Genomic DNA, 17157 nt, shown 5'->3' on the forward strand with positions numbered 1-17157 from the left:
AATACAGAGGAGCAGAAAATAAGTATGGATGAAAATACTGTGAGTAAATGTATTTTGAAAAGCTTAAAAAATAATGTGGGCGATCTGGCGCTCTCTATTTCACTTGAAAGCGAAGAACCGTTAGCTGAGGAAGTGAAATGTTATTTAAAATTAAAAGAACGGCGTTCCGGAGCCGAGGACTTTATTATTTTAGAGAAAGAGAGCCCGGCTCAATACAGCGCATCAATTAATATTCACTCGTTTCCTGAACCTTTAGAAATGGGACAGACTTATGATTTTTATGTGGTACTTGGTGAACCGGAAGCGGAAGAAGAAGAAGCACAGCCTCAGCAGGTGCGTTTATCTGTGGAAGCTGAAGCGATTGAGCGTGCCTACCACCTTGATCATACGACTGAGCTGTTAATTTTGCCTTATACAACCGATAAGGGGAATTTTTCCTTAAAGGTAAAAAGAGAAGCGAAGATTGTGAAGTTTGATGAGATTCAGCTGAAGGCAGAAGAGATTATGATTTCAGGGTATGCAGGATATCTAAGTTCGGAGAATCAGCTTTCAGTTAAAAACCTGCAATTTGTCATTAAAAAAGGGGGAGAAGACCCCGTAGAAAAACATTTCCCTATTGAAATGACGAAAAAAACGGAGAATATTGAACAGCTTCGGGAAGATGCATTCACCCCTGAAATTTTTGATTTCCAAATAAAAATTCCATTAAAAGATATTCCTTATTCTCTGGAAAAACGGTTTGTCTACCGTATGTTTATGGAGTTTCATTGTGAAAACGACGAAGCTGAACCTATTGTTCTCAGCAGCACTCCGCTTGTGCTCGGAGACAGAAAAAATAAACTGAAAGGCCTAATAAGCGTTGTGAATAAAGACAGCGGGCCGGTCAGATATGAAGTATATAAAAAGAAGAAAAAGCAGACTGTCTGTATCCGTGTGAACGACTACAGCCTGAAAACAAGGATGAGATACTTCATAAAAGGGAAGAAAAAACGTTTCATTTCCAAAATGAAAAAACTGAAAAAACGCAGAAATTCCCTTATTACGAAAGGTTATAAAGTTGTTTTCAGAATGGCGAGCAAAATGCCAGTTAAAAGCAAGACCATTATTTTTGAAAGCTTTAACGGCAAACAATACAGCTGTAATCCGAGAGCAATTTATGAATACATGCAAATCAATCACCCGGAATATAAAATGTATTGGAGCGTAAATAAACAGTATGCAGCGCCTTTTAAAGAGAAGGGCATTCAATACGTTAACAGGCTTTCTATCAAGTGGCTGTTTGCTATGGCGCGGGCAGAATATTGGGTCGTCAACAGCCGTCTGCCTTTATGGATTCCAAAGCCGGAACATACAACCTATCTTCAAACATGGCACGGGACGCCTTTAAAAAGACTTGCAATGGATATGGAAGAAGTTCATATGCCGGGTACTAATACGAAAAAATATAAAAAGAATTTTATTAAAGAGGCATCCAATTGGGATTATTTAATTTCCCCTAATGCCTACTCGTCTGAGATATTTGCGCGCGCCTTCCAATTCGATAAAACTATGATCGAATCAGGTTATCCGAGAAATGATTTTCTTCATAATGACAATAATAATGAGACAATCACAGCGATAAAAAGAAGGTTAAACCTGCCTGAGGATAAGAAAATTATTCTTTATGCGCCGACATGGAGAGATGACCAGTTTTATGCTAAAGGGCGTTATAAATTTGACCTTGATTTAGACCTGCATAAATTAAGGGAAGAGCTCGGGGATGAATATCTCGTTATTCTGAGAATGCATTATCTTGTGGCCGAAAATTTTGACCTCGGTCCGTTTGAAGGGTTTGCTTACGACTTTTCTGCACACGAAGATATTAGGGAATTGTATATGATTTCAGATCTGTTAATCACCGATTACTCTTCTGTATTTTTCGATTTTGCAAATCTGAAACGCCCGATGCTGTTTTTTGTTCCCGATATTGAAACATACCGGGATAAACTCAGAGGGTTTTACTTCGATTTTGAGAAAGATGCTCCTGGTCCGTTAGTGAAAACGACAGAGGAAACGATCGAGGCAATTAAACATATTTCATCACCGGATTATCAGCACCCGGTTTCATTCAAACCTTTTTATGACAAATTCTGTTACCTTGAGTCAGGACATTCTTCTGAGAAAGTCGTAAAGATTGTGTTTGAATCTGAATAATAGAAAAACCCCTTTGTATCAAGGGGTTTTTCTATTATGCTTTACAAACCTTTTAGCAGCATTTGCATGCGGCTTGAAAGTGAAAAAAAATTTGATTTCTGGTACAATTATCAGCGATGCTTTATAAAATCAAATCAACCTAAGGAAGATTAAAATGAATGCTGTAGTGAAAATACTAAAAGAGCAAGTAACATCATTTCCTTTAATCATGCGATTAGCGGCCTACGAAACAAAGTCTAAATATCAAATGAATTATTTAGGCGTTTTATGGCAGTTTTTAAATCCTCTTATTCAAATGCTCGCCTATTGGTTTGTTTTTGGATTGGGGATCAGAAAAGGGGGGCCGATGGCTACAGGTGCCGGAGAAGTGCCTTTTATTCTGTGGATGCTTGCAGGTCTGATACCGTGGTTTTTTATAAGCCCGACAATACTGGACGGATCAAATAGTGTATTTAAAAGAATTAAAATGGTTGCTAAAATGAATTTCCCAATCAGTTCTTTGCCGTCTGTCGCCATCGCTTCTAATTTGTTCAGTTATGCAATTATGATGGTGATCTATATCATTGCATTGCTCGCCAGCGGAATCTATCCGAGCCTTCATTGGCTTCAATATATTTATTATTTTGTTTGTCTGATGGCTTTCTTATTTTCGTTCAGCTTGTTTAATTCGACAATCAGCGTGCTGATCCGAGACTATCAGTTTCTTCTGCAGGCAGTGACAAGACTTTTATTTTTCCTGCTGCCGATTTTTTGGGACATTCACTCGAAACTGGGGGCAGATCACCCGGAATTGGTGCCGGTCCTGAAGCTGAATCCGCTGTTCTATATTATTGACGGATTCAGGAACAGTTTCTTAGATGGCCAGTGGTTCTTTCAAGATGTGAAGTATACACTGTATTTCTGGCTGTTTACCTTATTTTTATTAACAGTCGGTTCTGTTTTACACATGAAATTCAGAGATAAGTTTATTGACTTTCTTTAATACGTAAGGAGATTGTACAATGAAACTAAAGGTTTCGTTTCGAAATGTTTCAAAGCAGTATCATCTTTATGAAAAACAGTCGGACAAAATAAAAGGTTTGTTTTTCCCTGCTAAAGATAACGGCTTTTTCGCTGTGCGAAATGTCTCCTTTGATGTATATGAAGGGGAGACAATCGGCTTTGTAGGAATTAACGGATCGGGTAAATCGACGATGTCCAATCTGCTTGCAAAAGTAATACCGCCGACAAGCGGTGAAATTGAAATGAACGGCCAGCCGTCGCTGATCGCGATTGCAGCCGGTTTAAATAATGCTTTGACGGGCCGGGATAACATTAGACTCAAATGTTTAATGATGGGGCTGACCAATAAAGAAATCGATGAGATGTATGAAAGCATAGTTGAGTTTGCTGAGATTGGTGATTTTATTAATCAGCCGGTGAAAAACTATTCTAGCGGTATGAAGTCCCGCCTCGGCTTTGCGATATCCGTGCATATAGATCCGGATATTTTAATCATTGATGAAGCCCTCTCTGTCGGGGATCAGACATTTTATCAGAAATGTGTCGACCGAATCCAGGAATTTAAAGAACGAGGAAAAACCATTTTCTTTGTGAGTCATTCCATCGGTCAGATTGAAAAAATGTGTGACCGTGTGGCTTGGATGCACTATGGTGAATTAAGAATGTTCGACGATACTAAAACCGTAGTCAAAGAGTACAAAGCATTTATCGATTGGTTTAATAAGCTCTCCAAAAAAGACAAAGAGAAATATAAGAAAGATCAGGTTGCTGAACGTAAAAAAGAATCGCCTGAGCAGCAGGCAATTGTGAAGGAACAAAAGAAAAAAAATAAATCCGGATCAGCAGTCAATGCTGTTCAAATTGCTATTTTATCAATACTGCTTGTGTTTATGGCCGGAACCATGTTTTTCAGCGCCCCGCTTCGTACGATCGCTTCGTTCGGTAAGATCGGATATCAAGATGATGTTAACAAGGGGAAAGACCAGATATTGGTGAACAAAAAAGGTTTCGTATTAAAAGACCAGACGCAGGCCTATAAAGATACAGAGCTGAAAAAAAAGGCGGACTTCCTTATTCCGTTCGGTGCTCAGGTAAAAGTGGTATCTGAAGACAGGCAATCAGCAAAGATCGAGGTCAACAATAAAACGTACTATATCCCGGAAAACGCAGCGGTCTATAACGAAAAAATTTCAAATGTGAAAGCATCCGCTTTTTCTCCGTATGTAAAGCAGGGTGATGCTGATCAACTTGTGTCGCATCTTGGTGAGCGCGTTAATGATATCCAGCAAGAAATGAAAGAGCTGCAGAAAGAAGTGGTGAACGGCCGGGAGACGCTATATCTTAAAAATGGCGAGGTCAGTTATGCAGTGAATAATGGCAAGGCCGAGCAGCTTGTTTTCAGAGGAATATCAGCTATTACTCCGGCAGATCTATCCCTGAATAATAAAGGTGTTATAAAGGGAAGCAGTGATCGGCAATTTATTGCGGCAAATGATAAATACGCTTTTATTATCAATAACGATAATCAAACTTTAACCTGCATTTTAAAATAAAAAGCTGTTGGAATAAATCCAACAGCTTTTTTTCTTATAATTCATCTTTTCTTAACAGGTCTTCCATGAAAGGGATAAGGTGATCACGCAGTTCACGATCCTGCATCGCAAATTCTAATGTAGTGGTAATAAAACCTAGTTTTTCACCAACATCATATCTTTTGCCCTCAAAATCGTAAGCAAAAACCCGCTGGATTTCATTCAGCTTTTGAATAGCGTCTGTAAGCTGAATTTCTCCTCCGGCACCAATTTGCTGTTCTTCAAGATACATGAAGATTTCAGGAGTGAAGACATAACGTCCCAGTATTGCCAGATTGGACGGAGCAGTCCCTTGAGCCGGCTTCTCAACAAAGTTCTTCACCTGATATCTGCGGCCTTCACTTGTCAGCGGATCAATAATTCCGTAACGATGGGTTTCTTCTTCAGGCACTTGCTGAACCCCTATAATAGAAGAAAGTGTTTTTTCATATTCATCCATCAGCTGGCGAAGCCCTGGTTTTTCAGCTTGAACGATATCATCTCCGAGAAGGACGGCAAATGGCTCGTCACCGATAAAATTACGTGCGCACCAAACGGCATGTCCAAGACCTTTTGGCTCCTTTTGCCGGATATAATGAATGTCAGCAAGATTAGAGGCTTTTCGGACTTTTTCTAAGAGTTCGACCTTCCCTTTTTCTTCTAGGTTTCTTTCCAGCTCTGGTGAGTAATCAAAATGGTCTTCAATGGCTCTCTTGCTTTTTCCCGTAACAATAATAATGTCTTCAATACCCGCTTCAACCGCTTCTTCAATTATGTATTGAATCGTTGGTTTGTCTACAATCGGAAGCATCTCTTTCGGCATGGCTTTTGTTGCCGGCAGAAAGCGTGTCCCTAAACCTGCAGCGGGAATTATGGCTTTGCGTACTTTTTTCACTTTAAAGCACCTTCCTTAGCATCACTTAAATATAAGTTATGATATCTATACAGACTCAGGCTTGCTGATATTTTCTGTATACCCGATATTTCATTTTTAACACTTTTAATGATATAAGATAAACCATTATTAAACAAGTTTTATCCGTAAAGCCTTAATGATATATCCTTTTTCATTTAGGGGAAAAATAATACAAGATATTTAACCGGTGGATCATATCGTGTAAAATGGGTTGATAATGAAAAATGATCACAAACTTGATACAGGAGAAAGAGATATGAAAAAACTTAAAGTCATGACGGTATTCGGTACAAGGCCTGAAGCGATAAAAATGGCGCCCCTTGTGCTCGAATTAAAAAAACGCCCTGAAATAGAATCATATGTCACTGTGACTGCACAGCATAGACAAATGCTGGATCAAGTTCTTCACGCATTTCAAATTAAGCCTGACTTTGATTTGAATATTATGAAAGAACGGCAGACGCTGGCTGAAATTACTTCAAACGCCCTGGTAAAACTGGACGGCCTGTTTAAGGAAATCAAACCTGATATTGTTCTTGTTCATGGTGACACGACAACAACCTTTGCCGGAAGCCTTGCAGCTTTCTATCACCAGATTGCAGTCGGACACGTGGAGGCCGGATTGCGGACGGGCAACAAATACTCACCTTTTCCGGAAGAATTGAACCGCCAAATGACCGGAGCGCTTGCTGATATCCACTTTGCTCCGACTCAGCAAGCGAAGCAAAATTTATTGAATGAGAATAAAAAAGAAAGCTCCATTTTTGTTACTGGAAATACAGCGATTGATGCTTTGCATACAACGGTTCACTCTGAATATTCCCATAACATTATTGAGAAAATCGGCAATGACAGAATGATTTTACTGACGGCGCATCGCCGGGAAAATTTAGGTCAGCCGATGGAACATATGTTTAAAGCCATCCGCCGGATCGCAGATGAATTCAGCGATGTGCAAGTCGTTTATCCGGTACACCTGAATCCTGCTGTACGTGAAGCTGCTGATAAGCACTTTGGTGATTCGGAGCACGTCCATTTAATTGAACCTCTTGAAGTGATTGATTTCCACAATTTTGCGTCAAGGTCGTATTTTATTTTAACTGATTCAGGAGGCGTTCAGGAGGAAGCTCCTTCCTTAGGAAAGCCGGTTCTCGTATTGCGCGATACTACTGAACGGCCCGAAGGAGTGGAGGCGGGCACTCTGAAATTAGCCGGTACTGATGAAGAAACGATTTATCAGATGGCAAAACAGCTGCTAACAGACAAGCAGGAATATGAAAAAATGTCGCGGGCATCTAATCCCTATGGAGATGGCATGGCGTCAAGAAGGATTGCTGAGGGACTGCTCTATCAATTCGGACTGCGTTCAGAGCATCCTGATTCTTTTGAAGTGTAACAAAAAAGCAGCTCCGCATAAAGTATGCGAAGCTGCTTTTTCTGCATTAGTTTAAAGGTTGAGGTTGCTTCTCAATTCTTTAGTAATGGAGGCAAGTCCATTTTCATCTGCTTTATAATAGTAAATTCCGTCAATTTTGGTGCCGTCACCCTTCAGCTCATGCTGAATCACTTTCTTGCGGGCATCTTTATAACCGGATTGAATATCCCACATATCATCAAAGGTTAAATTCGTTTTTACATTGTTCTCTACTACTTTAAACATATCTCCGAATTTCGTGACAGAAGAGATACTTGCCCCTTTATTGATAATACCCTCTATAATCTGCCGCTGTCTGTCTTGGCGGCCGAAATCCCCTTTAGGATCTTCTTTTCTCATTCGTGAGTAAGCGAGGGCTTCATCACCGTTTAATGAAATATTGCCTTTGCTGAAGGAATAACCGTCATAGTTGAAAGCGAATGTACTGTTGACAGTGATGCCTCCTAAAGTGTCAACGACATCTTTAAAGCTTTCCATGTTTACTTTAATGAAATAATCTACAGGCAGGTTCAAGAAATTCTCCACAGTATCTACTGCCATTTGCGTACCGCCAAATGCATATGAATGATTGATTTTATCCATCGTGCCCTTGCCGATAATTTTTGTATAAGTGTCACGCGGAATACTGACCATTTCCGTTGTTTTTGTCTTTGGATTGACTGTAAGGTAAATGAGCGAGTCTGCCCTTCCTTTATCATTTTTACGTTCGTCTACTCCCATGATCAAGACAGAGAACGGTTCGTGTTTATTTATTTTCACCTCAGTCCTGCGTTTATTCGATTTGTTAATGTCTTCGTGAATGCTTGCGACGGTTGATGCCGCTTTATGCCATAGGTAGTATGTAAAGCCGCCGGAAACTAAAATAAAAATACCGATGATTGTCAGAAAGACCAGTAACAAAGTCTTTTTCTTTTTTCTTCGTTTACTTCTCATCTCAATACACCTCATCTGTTTTAATTGGAAATCGGACTCCCAGCAAATGCATTTTTTTATAATAGAATACAATAAATCCTAATATAGTCGAATGTTATCGAAAAAAGTTTCAATGTTTCTTAATTTTTCTTTAAAATAATAATATAATGTCGATAATCCATAATGAGGTGAAAAAAATGAAAAAAATTTTCGGATGTTTGTTCTTTATACTGCTTCTCGCCGGGTGCGGAGTTAACAATGAAAAATCTCAGGGCGAGGATGCGGGTGAAAAGCTGGTCACGAAAGAGGGCACTTATGTAGGACTGGCGGATACTCATACAATAGAAGTCACTGTGGATCATGAACCAGTAAGTTTTGATATCACTGAAGAATCAGCCGACGATGTTAAGAATTTGGATAATGGCGACAAAGTGACAGTAAAATATCAAAAAAATAGCAAGGGACAGCTTATGCTGAAGGATATCGAACCGGCAAATTAATGAACAGGGGGACGCTGTAATCTTGAAAACTTGCAAACATTTAATAGGACTGACTCTAGCTGCTGTTATATTGCTTATACCGGCGGTTTCCTTTGCGGCAGATTCAAATATATCTGTTAAGCTGACAAATTACATAGGAAATCAATCAAGCATTTCTTTATCTCCAACCGGTTTTTATCAGGTTACCGGTGATCATGTGTCTGTAACCAACCGCTTTTCGGGGGCATCCCGATATGAGACGGCGGCTCTTGCATCTGACTCCCAATGGACGAATCCTAAAACCGTTATTCTCGTCAATCGTGATGTTTTTATCGACGCATTACCAGTAATTCCTCTGGCGAAAAAATTGGATGCGCCGGTGTTATTTACACAGCCGGACACTTTGACAAAAACAACAGAAAAACAGATTGCCAAGTTCAATCCCGATAATATTCTGGTCATCGGCGGGGCTAAAAGCATTTCAAAGGACGTTGAAAATAAGCTTAAGTCTTATGGAGCTGTGAAAAGAATCAGCGGGAAAAACCGTTATGTTCTGTCTGAAAACATTGCAAAACAAATGGGGAATTACGATAAAGCAATTGTTGTAACAGGGAATGTTTTTCAAGACGCTTTAGCCATTGCTCCGTATGCTGCTGCAAACGGCTATCCCATTTTACTGACTGAAAAGGATAAATTGCCGGATTATGATCTTCCGAAGCAAGTCATAATTATCGGGAGTTCGTTCAGCGTGAGTGATGCTGTAGAAAATCAAATTAAAAAAACTTCAACTGTGCAGCGAATACCCGGATCAACACGGTATGAATTGACTGCTAATATTATTAATCAGCTAAAGTTGAAGGCTGATAAAGTCGTCATGACTAATGGAACGAAATATGCTGATGTCCTGGTTGGCGCTTCTTTAGCCGCCAAAAAAAACAGCCAAATATTATATATCAAACAAGATGATGTTCCTTCAGCAGCTAAATCAGTGACAAAAGAGAAGGCGTCGTATGCATACGACTTTATCGGAAGTACAAGCTCCATTTCCGCCGCGGTTGAAAATGAGCTTTCAAACCATTTTTACTTAGCCGGCGGAAGCACATACAACTTACAAATCAATAATGGAAAGTTAAATCTTAATCATATTAAAACATATGGGAATTCATTGAGAATAAAACCGGAAACGTACAATGAATCCAACCGGATCAGTTTGAATGGAAAAGAATACTTGGGGACGGTTAATTTTTCAATAGAGTCAGGCAAATATATCAGACCTGTAAATGAAAACATTCCTTTTGAAGATTATTTAAAAGGTGTCGTACCGAATGAAATGCCTGCAAGCTGGTCTCTTGAAGCGCTGAAGGCGCAAACGGTTGCGGCAAGAACATACTCAATTACGAAGACCGGGAGCACTGTTGCTGATACTACTGCTTTTCAAGTATATGGCGGGTACAGCTGGAATGCCAATACAACGAAAGCGGTGCAGCAGACAAAAAATAAGGTGCTGACTTACAAAGGGAATTTAATTACGGCGGCTTATTCATCAAGTAATGGCGGTTATACAGAATCAAGCGGCGAAGTATGGGGTTCAAGCGTTCCTTATTTAACTGCGAAAAAAGACACAAAAGATCCTCAAACTGCCTGGAGTCTGACGCTTTCTAAGCAGCAAATCAATCCGGATTCAATTGATGTAAATAAGCCGGCCTCTTGGTTTGCTTCAAAGAATGAGACAAATGCATCTCAACTGAGCGGTATTAAAAATTGGATTTTGAAAAATAAGGAAACAGGCGCTTCCGCCATTAAAATTTTAAAAATAGAAGATTTTACATTCAGCGGAACAACTAAAGGACAGCGGGCTAAAACAGCAACTTTGAAAGTGAATTACGCTGTCAAACAAAACAATGGAAATTACGAGGCAAATAAAACATCTGCAATGACTGTGCCGGTGACTGAACTGAGAACGATGATCGGAGCCTCCGTGTTTAAAAGCACTTATGTGACCGTCAGTCAAAACAGTTCTGCTTTTACAATCAGCGGAAAGGGATATGGACACGGCATCGGTATGAGCCAATACGGCGCTAAGGCAAGAGCGGATTCAGGAGATTCATATAGTTCAATTTTAAAATTTTATTATCCGGGCACCACATTGACTGACTATTAAATAAACGAGAGCAGGAGGAAGGCAATTGCGTTCTTATCTTAAAGTCCTGATCATTTCTATGCTGGGACTCATCTTATTTATCCCGTCAGCCTTAGCTGACAACGCGGTTAAAAGAGTAGGGGGAAGCAACAGGTACGGTACGGCTGCTGCGCTTTCCAAGCAGGTGTATTCAACAGCGAGTACAGCTGTTGTCGTCGGCGGAGGTTCGTATGCAGATGCTATATCTGCTGCCCCGATGGCATATCAGAAAAATGCGCCGCTGCTTTACACAAACAAAGATAATTTGTCATCAGAGACGAAAACCCGTCTGAAAGAATTAAAAACAAAAACGGTCATTATTGTCGGCGGAACGCCTGCTGTGTCAGCAAGTACAGCAAATCAAATCAAAGCGCTCGGCATCAGTGTTAAGAGAATTTCAGGAAGCAACCGATATGATACGGCAGCTAAAGTAGCAAAGGAAATGCCTGCCGCTTCAAAAGCCGTTATTGCAAACGGATTTTTATATGCTGACGCAATAGCTGCAATTCCATATGCCGCAATGAACGGATATCCAATTTTGTTTACGAATCAAACAGATATCAACAGTGCGACAGCAGGAGCTATAAAAAGCAAGGGGATCAAAAGCTCTATTGTAGCAGGGGGAACCGGGAGCATAAATGCCTCTGTCTTTAATAAACTTCCTTCTCCAAAAAGAATCAGCGGAAGCAATCGATACGAACTTGCGGCCAATCTAGTTCAGCAATTAAATCTTCCGACAGGCAATGTATTCGTCAGCAATGGTTTCGGGTATGCAGACTCCATAGCGGGTGCTGCTCTTGCTGCAAAGAAAAAACAATCTATCATTCTGACAAACGGCAGCAATCTTTCAAAAGAAACAAGAGTCATCATCGGGAGAAAAAAATTAAGCAGCTTTACCATTATCGGGAATACCCCGGCTGTCAGCTCAAATGTTGCAAACCAGCTGAAAAATCCGGCAGCAGGAAAAACAATTTTAATTGATCCGGGTCATGGAGGGAAAGATTCCGGTTCTATAGGTAACGGCATTTTAGAAAAAGACGTCAATCTTGATATCGCTAAAAGGCTGAATACAAAATTAAATGCTTCAGGTGCTCTGCCGGTCATGACGAGGTCTAATGATACATTTTATTCCTTGCAGGAAAGGGTAAATAAAGGTGCAACCGCAGGAGCGGATTTATTCATCAGCGTTCACGGCAATGCAAATGATGCAACTTCTGCAAACGGAACTGAGACCTACTATGATGAGACATATCAAGCCGCTGCAAGCAAACGCCTGGCAGGACAAATTCAGCCTAGGGTTGTTAATGCATTAAAAACAAGAGACAGAGAGGTTAAAACAGCTCCGTTCTATGTCATTAAGTATTCCAAAATGCCTAGTGTATTAGTAGAGACGGCTTTTATTACGAATCCGTCTGATGCAAGTAAATTAAAGCAAGCATCCTATAAGGAAAAGGCAGCTGCAGCCATCAATGATGGAATCGTGTCTTATTATAAGTAAAACTTTTATATATTTGTGTACGAGCCTGCTGGTCAAAATTGACCGGCAGGCTTTTTCATTGTGATCCTTTTCAATTATAGTAACCGCCGTTTATGGATATGAATAGATTTACAATAAAAAAACAATAATCGAAACATTCTAATAAACATTAACGCTTCCTTTACTTCCAATTAACATCCATCTGCTAAACTCACGGCATAGGTCATCAAACATCCCAACAAATCGTGAGGTGTGTGTCAGTGGGAGCAGAGAAAAGCATGAATGTAAATAATAACTATGCAGTGCGGCAGGGGACTTCCGCTGCCGTTACGGAAAGAACGGCCCGTTATTTGGCTTTTAAGCGATTCATGGACATTGTGTTTGCGCTTGCGGGGCTTTTGGCGGCGCTCCCGGTGATGGGCCTGTTCTCCATACTGATTCGTTTGGAGTCGCCCGGCCCGGCTTTTTATAAGCAGGAGCGGGTAGGCAAAGACGGGAAGCCGTTTTATTTGTATAAGCTCCGCTCTATGAAAATAGATGCTGAAAAATCGGGGGCGGTCTGGGCGCTGAAAAAGGATCCCCGCGTGACAAAGGTCGGCGCTTTTATCAGAAGGACCCGTATTGATGAGCTGCCGCAGCTGGTAAATGTGCTTCGGGGAGAAATGAGCCTGATCGGCCCGCGTCCCGAGCGTCCCGTGTTTACGGAACAGTTTCAGGCTGAGATTCCGGGGTTTACGGAGCGGCTGGCCGTTAAGCCGGGATTAAGCGGCTGGGCGCAGGTCAACGGGGGATATGACATGACACCGAGGGAAAAACTGATGTTTGACTTATATTATATCCGCAACCTGACCTTTTCATTGGAACTGAAGATTATGCTCAAAACGTGCAAAGTGATCTGGACCGGTGACGGGGCGCGATAAAAATTCTGGTCAGCAGACAAAAAAGTAGGGAAAACGATGCCTAGTATTACAAATCAAATCTTGAGCGGCGCCAAATGGACAAGTATTTCGACAGCGTGTATTACGGTCATTCAAATCGTCCAATTCGCCCTGCTCGGGCGGGTCATGTCACTGGCTGAATTCGGCCTTGTCGGCATGATCACAACGGTAGTGGTGTTTGCCCAAATTGCGCTGGATATGGGTTTTGGCGCCGCGCTCATTCAAAAAGATCATGTGACTGATAAACAGATGTCTTCCTTGTACTGGCTGAATATCATAACGGGGCTTGCGCTGTTTGCGCTGCTGTTTTTCAGCAGTCCGCTCATCGCCGATTTTTATCGGCGGGAGGAGCTTGTCTATTTAATCCGCGTGCTGGCCGTCATGTTTTTAATCGCGCCGATCGGTCAGCAATACCAGTATATGCTGCAAAAAGCGCTGGCATTTAACACGTTAAGCAAGATTGAAATCTTTTCAAATGTGCTGTCCTTCGTGTATTTGGCGGCCGCGGTTTTTTATACGGACCCGATTCTCGCCTATGTGATTTCCCAGGTGCTCCTGCAATCGTCAAAAGGTATTCTGTACTGGATGGCCTGCAGAAAAACATGGAGACCGGCGTTGGTTTTTGATCTGAAAGGAATGAAAGGCTTCTTTTCTTTCGGGGCCTTTCAGCTGTCTTCCCGGCTTGTGAACCGGCTCGGAGCGAATATTGATATGATTCTGATCGGCAGTTTTATCGGCGCTGAGGCGCTCGGCATTTACAATCTGGCCTACCAGATTGTCACGCTTCCGGTATTAAAAATTAATCCGATCATTACGAGAGTCGCGTTTCCCGTCTTTGCGAAAAACAAGCATGAAAACAGCGTTATCAGAGAAGGATTTCTCAATATGACCAAAATACTCGCGCTGATATCCTTTCCGCTTTTGCTCGGTTTGGTTTCAGTGTCGGATGCATTCGTGGCTTCGGTATTCGGAGAAAAATGGCTGGCGGCTGTCCCGGTTTTAAACGTTCTCGCCATCGTCGGGATATTAAGGGTTCTGATGAATCCGAACGGATCTGTGCTGCTCGCAAAAGGGCGGGCCGATCTGGCGTTTTATTGGGACGCCGGGGTGATGCTGCTGTATGGTGCATCTTTGTACGCCGCCGTGCTGTCCGGAAATCTCTTGACGGTAGCCTGGACGTACGCTTTCATCAGCATCCTGAATTTCCTGATCGGGCGCTGGCTGTTGGCATATGTCATTAAGCTGCGGCTGTCGGCTTACTTCAAAGCCGTGGCCAAACCGTTTGTGCTTACGGCGGCAATGGGTGTCATCGCCTTTACAGCCAGCTTCGGCACGGAGCGGATCAGCCTTGATGTCAAGCTGCGGCTGGCGATCTCCGTAGCCTGCGGCGCGTTGTGTTATTTATTCCTGTTAGGAAAAGCTTATCCGCATATGAAAAGTAAATTAAGAAAAGGACGTTTGCTATGAAGGTATTGTGGATGACAAGTGTCTATCCGAGCAGTGAGAAGCCGGGAGAAGGCGTTTTTCATGAGACGCAGGCCCAAGAACTGAGAAGGCTTGGCGCGGAGATGACCGTCATTTGTCCGCGGCCGAAACTCGCCGCGCCATTCCGGGTGCTGAAAAAGACGTATCGGCAAAAGGATATCAGGCCGGCGCATGAATGGCGGAAAGGCGTGTCCGTCCACCGGCCGTTTTATCAGGCGGTTCCCGGGCAGCTGAAATGGGCGCAGCCGCATAAAAGAATGGCGGAATCCATTCTTTCCGAAATTAAAAATCATGGCCTGAAGCCCGATCTGATTCACGCGCATTTCGCCATGCCGTCAGGCGGAGCGGCCGCCATTGTGTCAAAGGCTTTAGGCATTCCGTATGTGCTGACCTTGCATGGCAGTGATGTCAATGTCTATCCGCATTACAGCAAAAGCGCTCATCGCGCATTTACATTTGCGGTGCGGGAAGCAGCCGATATTTACGCTGTGAGCGGCAGTCTGCGGGAACAAATGAAAAAGCTTATCGAAGCGGAGTGCACCGTGCTTCCGATCGGCATCACGCTTGACGCCTTCCGAAAAAGGAACGAGACGAAAGAAGCCGTCAGAAAACGGCTCGGCCTTCCTCCGGATAAAAAACTGATCGTGTTCATCGGCAGGCTTGTCAAAGAGAAAGGTGTTTTCGACTTATCAAAAGCCGCTCAGTCATTGGATGAAAGATATGAAGCCGTCTTTGTCGGTGACGGTCCCGCCGCATCTTCATTGCGTGAAGCCGCTCATATCGTCACGGGGCAAGTGCCGAACGACAAGGTACAGGACTATCTGCTGGCTTCGGATGTAATGGCGCTGCCGTCCTACAGCGAAGGCATGCCGACTGTGGTCATTGAGGCGCTCGCTCTGAAGGTGCCGGTGATCTGCACCGATGTCGGAGGATTAGCTTCTTTATTCGGGAAACACCGGGGGTTGCTGATCAAGCCGGGTTCACCTGAGACGCTTGCAGAATCGATTCTGCAATATGACGAAGGAGAGGCTTGGACGCCGCAAACAGCCGAGGAACTTTATCAAACCGTCCGCACGTATTTTGACGCAAGCCAAAACGCGAAAGCGCTGAAAGAGAAATACCGATCCGTAATGAACCGGGCCGGGCAAGAGGAGAACCTTTCGAAAGAGGGATGAAGCTGTGAAAAAAATCGCTGTATTAGGAACAGGGTATGTAGGTCTTGTATCTGGAACTTGTTTTGCGGAAATCGGCCATCATGTGACTTGCTGTGACATCAATGAAGCGAAAATCAGAAGCTTGCAAAACGGAGTCATCCCGATATATGAACCGGGGCTTGAGGAATTAGCCGAAAAAAATGTCAGTGCCGGGCGCTTATCCTTTACGGCCGGCACTGAGCCGGCTGTGAAAGCCGCTGATATCATCTATATCGCCGTCGGTACGCCGATGTCAAAGACGGGTGAAGCCGATTTGACCTACATTAAGGCAGCGGCGCAAACAATCGGAGAACAGCTGAACGGATACAAAATCATTGTCACCAAAAGCACTGTTCCGGTCGGGACAGGAAAGCTCGTTTACCAAATCGTCAGCGAAGCGTCAAAGGGAAAATATCCGTTTGATGTCGCGTCAAATCCTGAATTCCTCCGCGAAGGTTCGGCGGTGCGGGATACGATGCAGATGGAGCGGGCGGTCATCGGCGCCACAAGCGAACATGCCGCTTCGGTCATTGAAGAGCTTCATAAGCCGTTCCGTACGAAGATCGTAAAGACCAATCTTGAAAGCGCGGAAATGATTAAGTATGCCGCAAATGCTTTTTTAGCCGCCAAAATATCTTTTATTAACGATATCGCCAATATTTGCGAACGTGTCGGGGCGGACATTTCCCACGTGTCAGAAGGCGTCGGTCTTGACAGCCGGATCGGGAATAAATTTCTCCAGGCGGGCATCGGATTCGGCGGATCCTGCTTTCCGAAGGATACAACGGCTTTATTGCATATCGCAAACGCCGCCGGCTATCCGTTTCAAATGATGGAAGCCGTCATTGAAACCAATCAGAAGCAGCGGGTCCGTATTACGGAAAAATTGAACCGCGCCATCGGTCCCTTAAAAGGGAAAACCGTGGCCGTACTGGGGCTGGCCTTTAAACCGCACACAAATGACGTCCGCTCTGCCCCGGCTCTTGATATCATCACAAGTCTTAAAGAGCAGGGCGCTCACGTGAAAGCGTATGATCCGATCGCGATTCCCGAAGCGTCAGCGATATTAGGAGACGGCGGCATTGAATATCACACAGAGCTGTACAGTGCCATCAAAAACGCGGACGCATGCCTGATTACAACAGATTGGCCGGAAGTCAAGGAGATGGATCTTCAGAGAGTGAAGCAGCTGCTCAAACAGCCGGTCATCATTGACGGCAGAAATATGTTTCCGTTGGAATATATGAGGGTTTCAGGATTCACTTATCATTCCGTCGGACGTCCGGCGGTTCATGCCGATCGGCAAATAAAAGAACTGGCAAGATAGAAAAAGATTGTCTTCAGGCTCTCGGCAGCCCGGCTCGGCTGCCGGTTTTG

The 17157-nt window shown here is 43.1% G+C and carries 13 protein-coding genes; 11 read left to right on the forward strand and 2 right to left on the reverse strand.

Features of this window, described 5'->3' with window-relative positions:
• Nucleotides 1-24 precede the first annotated feature (24 nt).
• The 3 genes from BR62_RS0102350 (at nucleotide 25) to tagH (ending at nucleotide 4748) form a co-directional block, all read left to right on the forward strand.
• Entirely contained in the window at nucleotides 25-2193 is a 2169-nt protein-coding gene (locus BR62_RS0102350; RefSeq protein ID WP_032869535.1) for a teichoic acid poly(glycerol phosphate) polymerase, read from the forward strand.
• Between the two features lie 154 nt (nucleotides 2194-2347).
• A complete protein-coding gene (gene tagG, locus BR62_RS0102355) occupies nucleotides 2348-3175 on the forward strand; it encodes a teichoic acids export ABC transporter permease subunit TagG (RefSeq protein WP_015240701.1) in 828 nt (275 codons plus the stop codon).
• 19 nt (nucleotides 3176-3194) lie between these two features.
• Nucleotides 3195-4748 carry a teichoic acids export ABC transporter ATP-binding subunit TagH gene (tagH, locus tag BR62_RS0102360; RefSeq protein ID WP_025285364.1) on the forward strand — a complete coding sequence of 518 codons (1554 nt, stop codon included), beginning with the start codon at nucleotides 3195-3197 and terminating at the stop codon, nucleotides 4746-4748.
• 34 nt (nucleotides 4749-4782) lie between these two features.
• Here the strand turns inward: tagH and galU are convergent, their stop codons facing one another.
• Nucleotides 4783-5661, reverse strand: coding sequence for a UTP--glucose-1-phosphate uridylyltransferase GalU (galU, locus tag BR62_RS0102365; RefSeq protein WP_015240700.1), 879 nt, complete (start codon nucleotides 5659-5661; stop codon nucleotides 4783-4785).
• A 277-nt stretch (nucleotides 5662-5938) separates the two neighbouring features.
• Between galU and wecB the strand changes: the two genes are divergently transcribed.
• Nucleotides 5939-7078: a non-hydrolyzing UDP-N-acetylglucosamine 2-epimerase gene (wecB, locus tag BR62_RS0102370; protein WP_032869538.1), complete on the forward strand. Its 1140-nt coding sequence runs from the start codon at nucleotides 5939-5941 to the stop codon at nucleotides 7076-7078.
• 51 nt (nucleotides 7079-7129) lie between these two features.
• On the opposite strand, the gene tagU is transcribed toward wecB, so the two are convergent.
• Nucleotides 7130-8050: a polyisoprenyl-teichoic acid--peptidoglycan teichoic acid transferase TagU gene (gene tagU, locus BR62_RS0102375; RefSeq protein ID WP_015240698.1), complete on the reverse strand. Its 921-nt coding sequence runs from the start codon at nucleotides 8048-8050 to the stop codon at nucleotides 7130-7132.
• A gap of 176 nt (nucleotides 8051-8226) precedes the next feature.
• On the opposite strand from tagU, the gene BR62_RS0102380 reads away from it, so the two are divergent.
• From BR62_RS0102380 to tuaD, 7 genes are all read left to right on the forward strand, one after another.
• Entirely contained in the window at nucleotides 8227-8529 is a 303-nt protein-coding gene (locus BR62_RS0102380; protein WP_017418804.1) for a membrane protein, read from the forward strand.
• 22 nt (nucleotides 8530-8551) lie between these two features.
• Entirely contained in the window at nucleotides 8552-10669 is a 2118-nt protein-coding gene (locus BR62_RS0102385) for a SpoIID/LytB domain-containing protein (protein WP_015240696.1), read from the forward strand.
• Between the two features lie 25 nt (nucleotides 10670-10694).
• Nucleotides 10695-12185, forward strand: a complete 1491-nt coding sequence (locus BR62_RS0102390) for an N-acetylmuramoyl-L-alanine amidase (RefSeq protein WP_032869540.1) — start codon at nucleotides 10695-10697, stop codon at nucleotides 12183-12185.
• Between the two features lie 239 nt (nucleotides 12186-12424).
• Nucleotides 12425-13084 carry an exopolysaccharide biosynthesis polyprenyl glycosylphosphotransferase gene (locus BR62_RS0102395; RefSeq protein WP_003151373.1) on the forward strand — a complete coding sequence of 220 codons (660 nt, stop codon included), beginning with the start codon at nucleotides 12425-12427 and terminating at the stop codon, nucleotides 13082-13084.
• A gap of 36 nt (nucleotides 13085-13120) precedes the next feature.
• Nucleotides 13121-14569: a teichuronic acid biosynthesis protein TuaB gene (gene tuaB / locus BR62_RS0102400; RefSeq protein WP_032867093.1), complete on the forward strand. Its 1449-nt coding sequence runs from the start codon at nucleotides 13121-13123 to the stop codon at nucleotides 14567-14569.
• Nucleotides 14566-15762, forward strand: coding sequence for a teichuronic acid biosynthesis protein TuaC (gene tuaC, locus BR62_RS0102405; protein WP_032869542.1), 1197 nt, complete (start codon nucleotides 14566-14568; stop codon nucleotides 15760-15762). Before tuaB ends, tuaC begins: the two co-directional genes overlap by 4 nt.
• Nucleotides 15763-15766: 4 nt before the next feature.
• Nucleotides 15767-17107 carry a UDP-glucose 6-dehydrogenase TuaD gene (gene tuaD, locus BR62_RS0102410; RefSeq protein WP_007407490.1) on the forward strand — a complete coding sequence of 447 codons (1341 nt, stop codon included), beginning with the start codon at nucleotides 15767-15769 and terminating at the stop codon, nucleotides 17105-17107.
• The last annotated feature ends 50 nt before the right edge of the window (nucleotides 17108-17157 follow it).

Source organism: Bacillus sp. UNC69MF (assembly GCF_000746035.1).
Classification (GTDB): Bacteria; Bacillota; Bacilli; order Bacillales; family Bacillaceae; genus Bacillus; species Bacillus velezensis.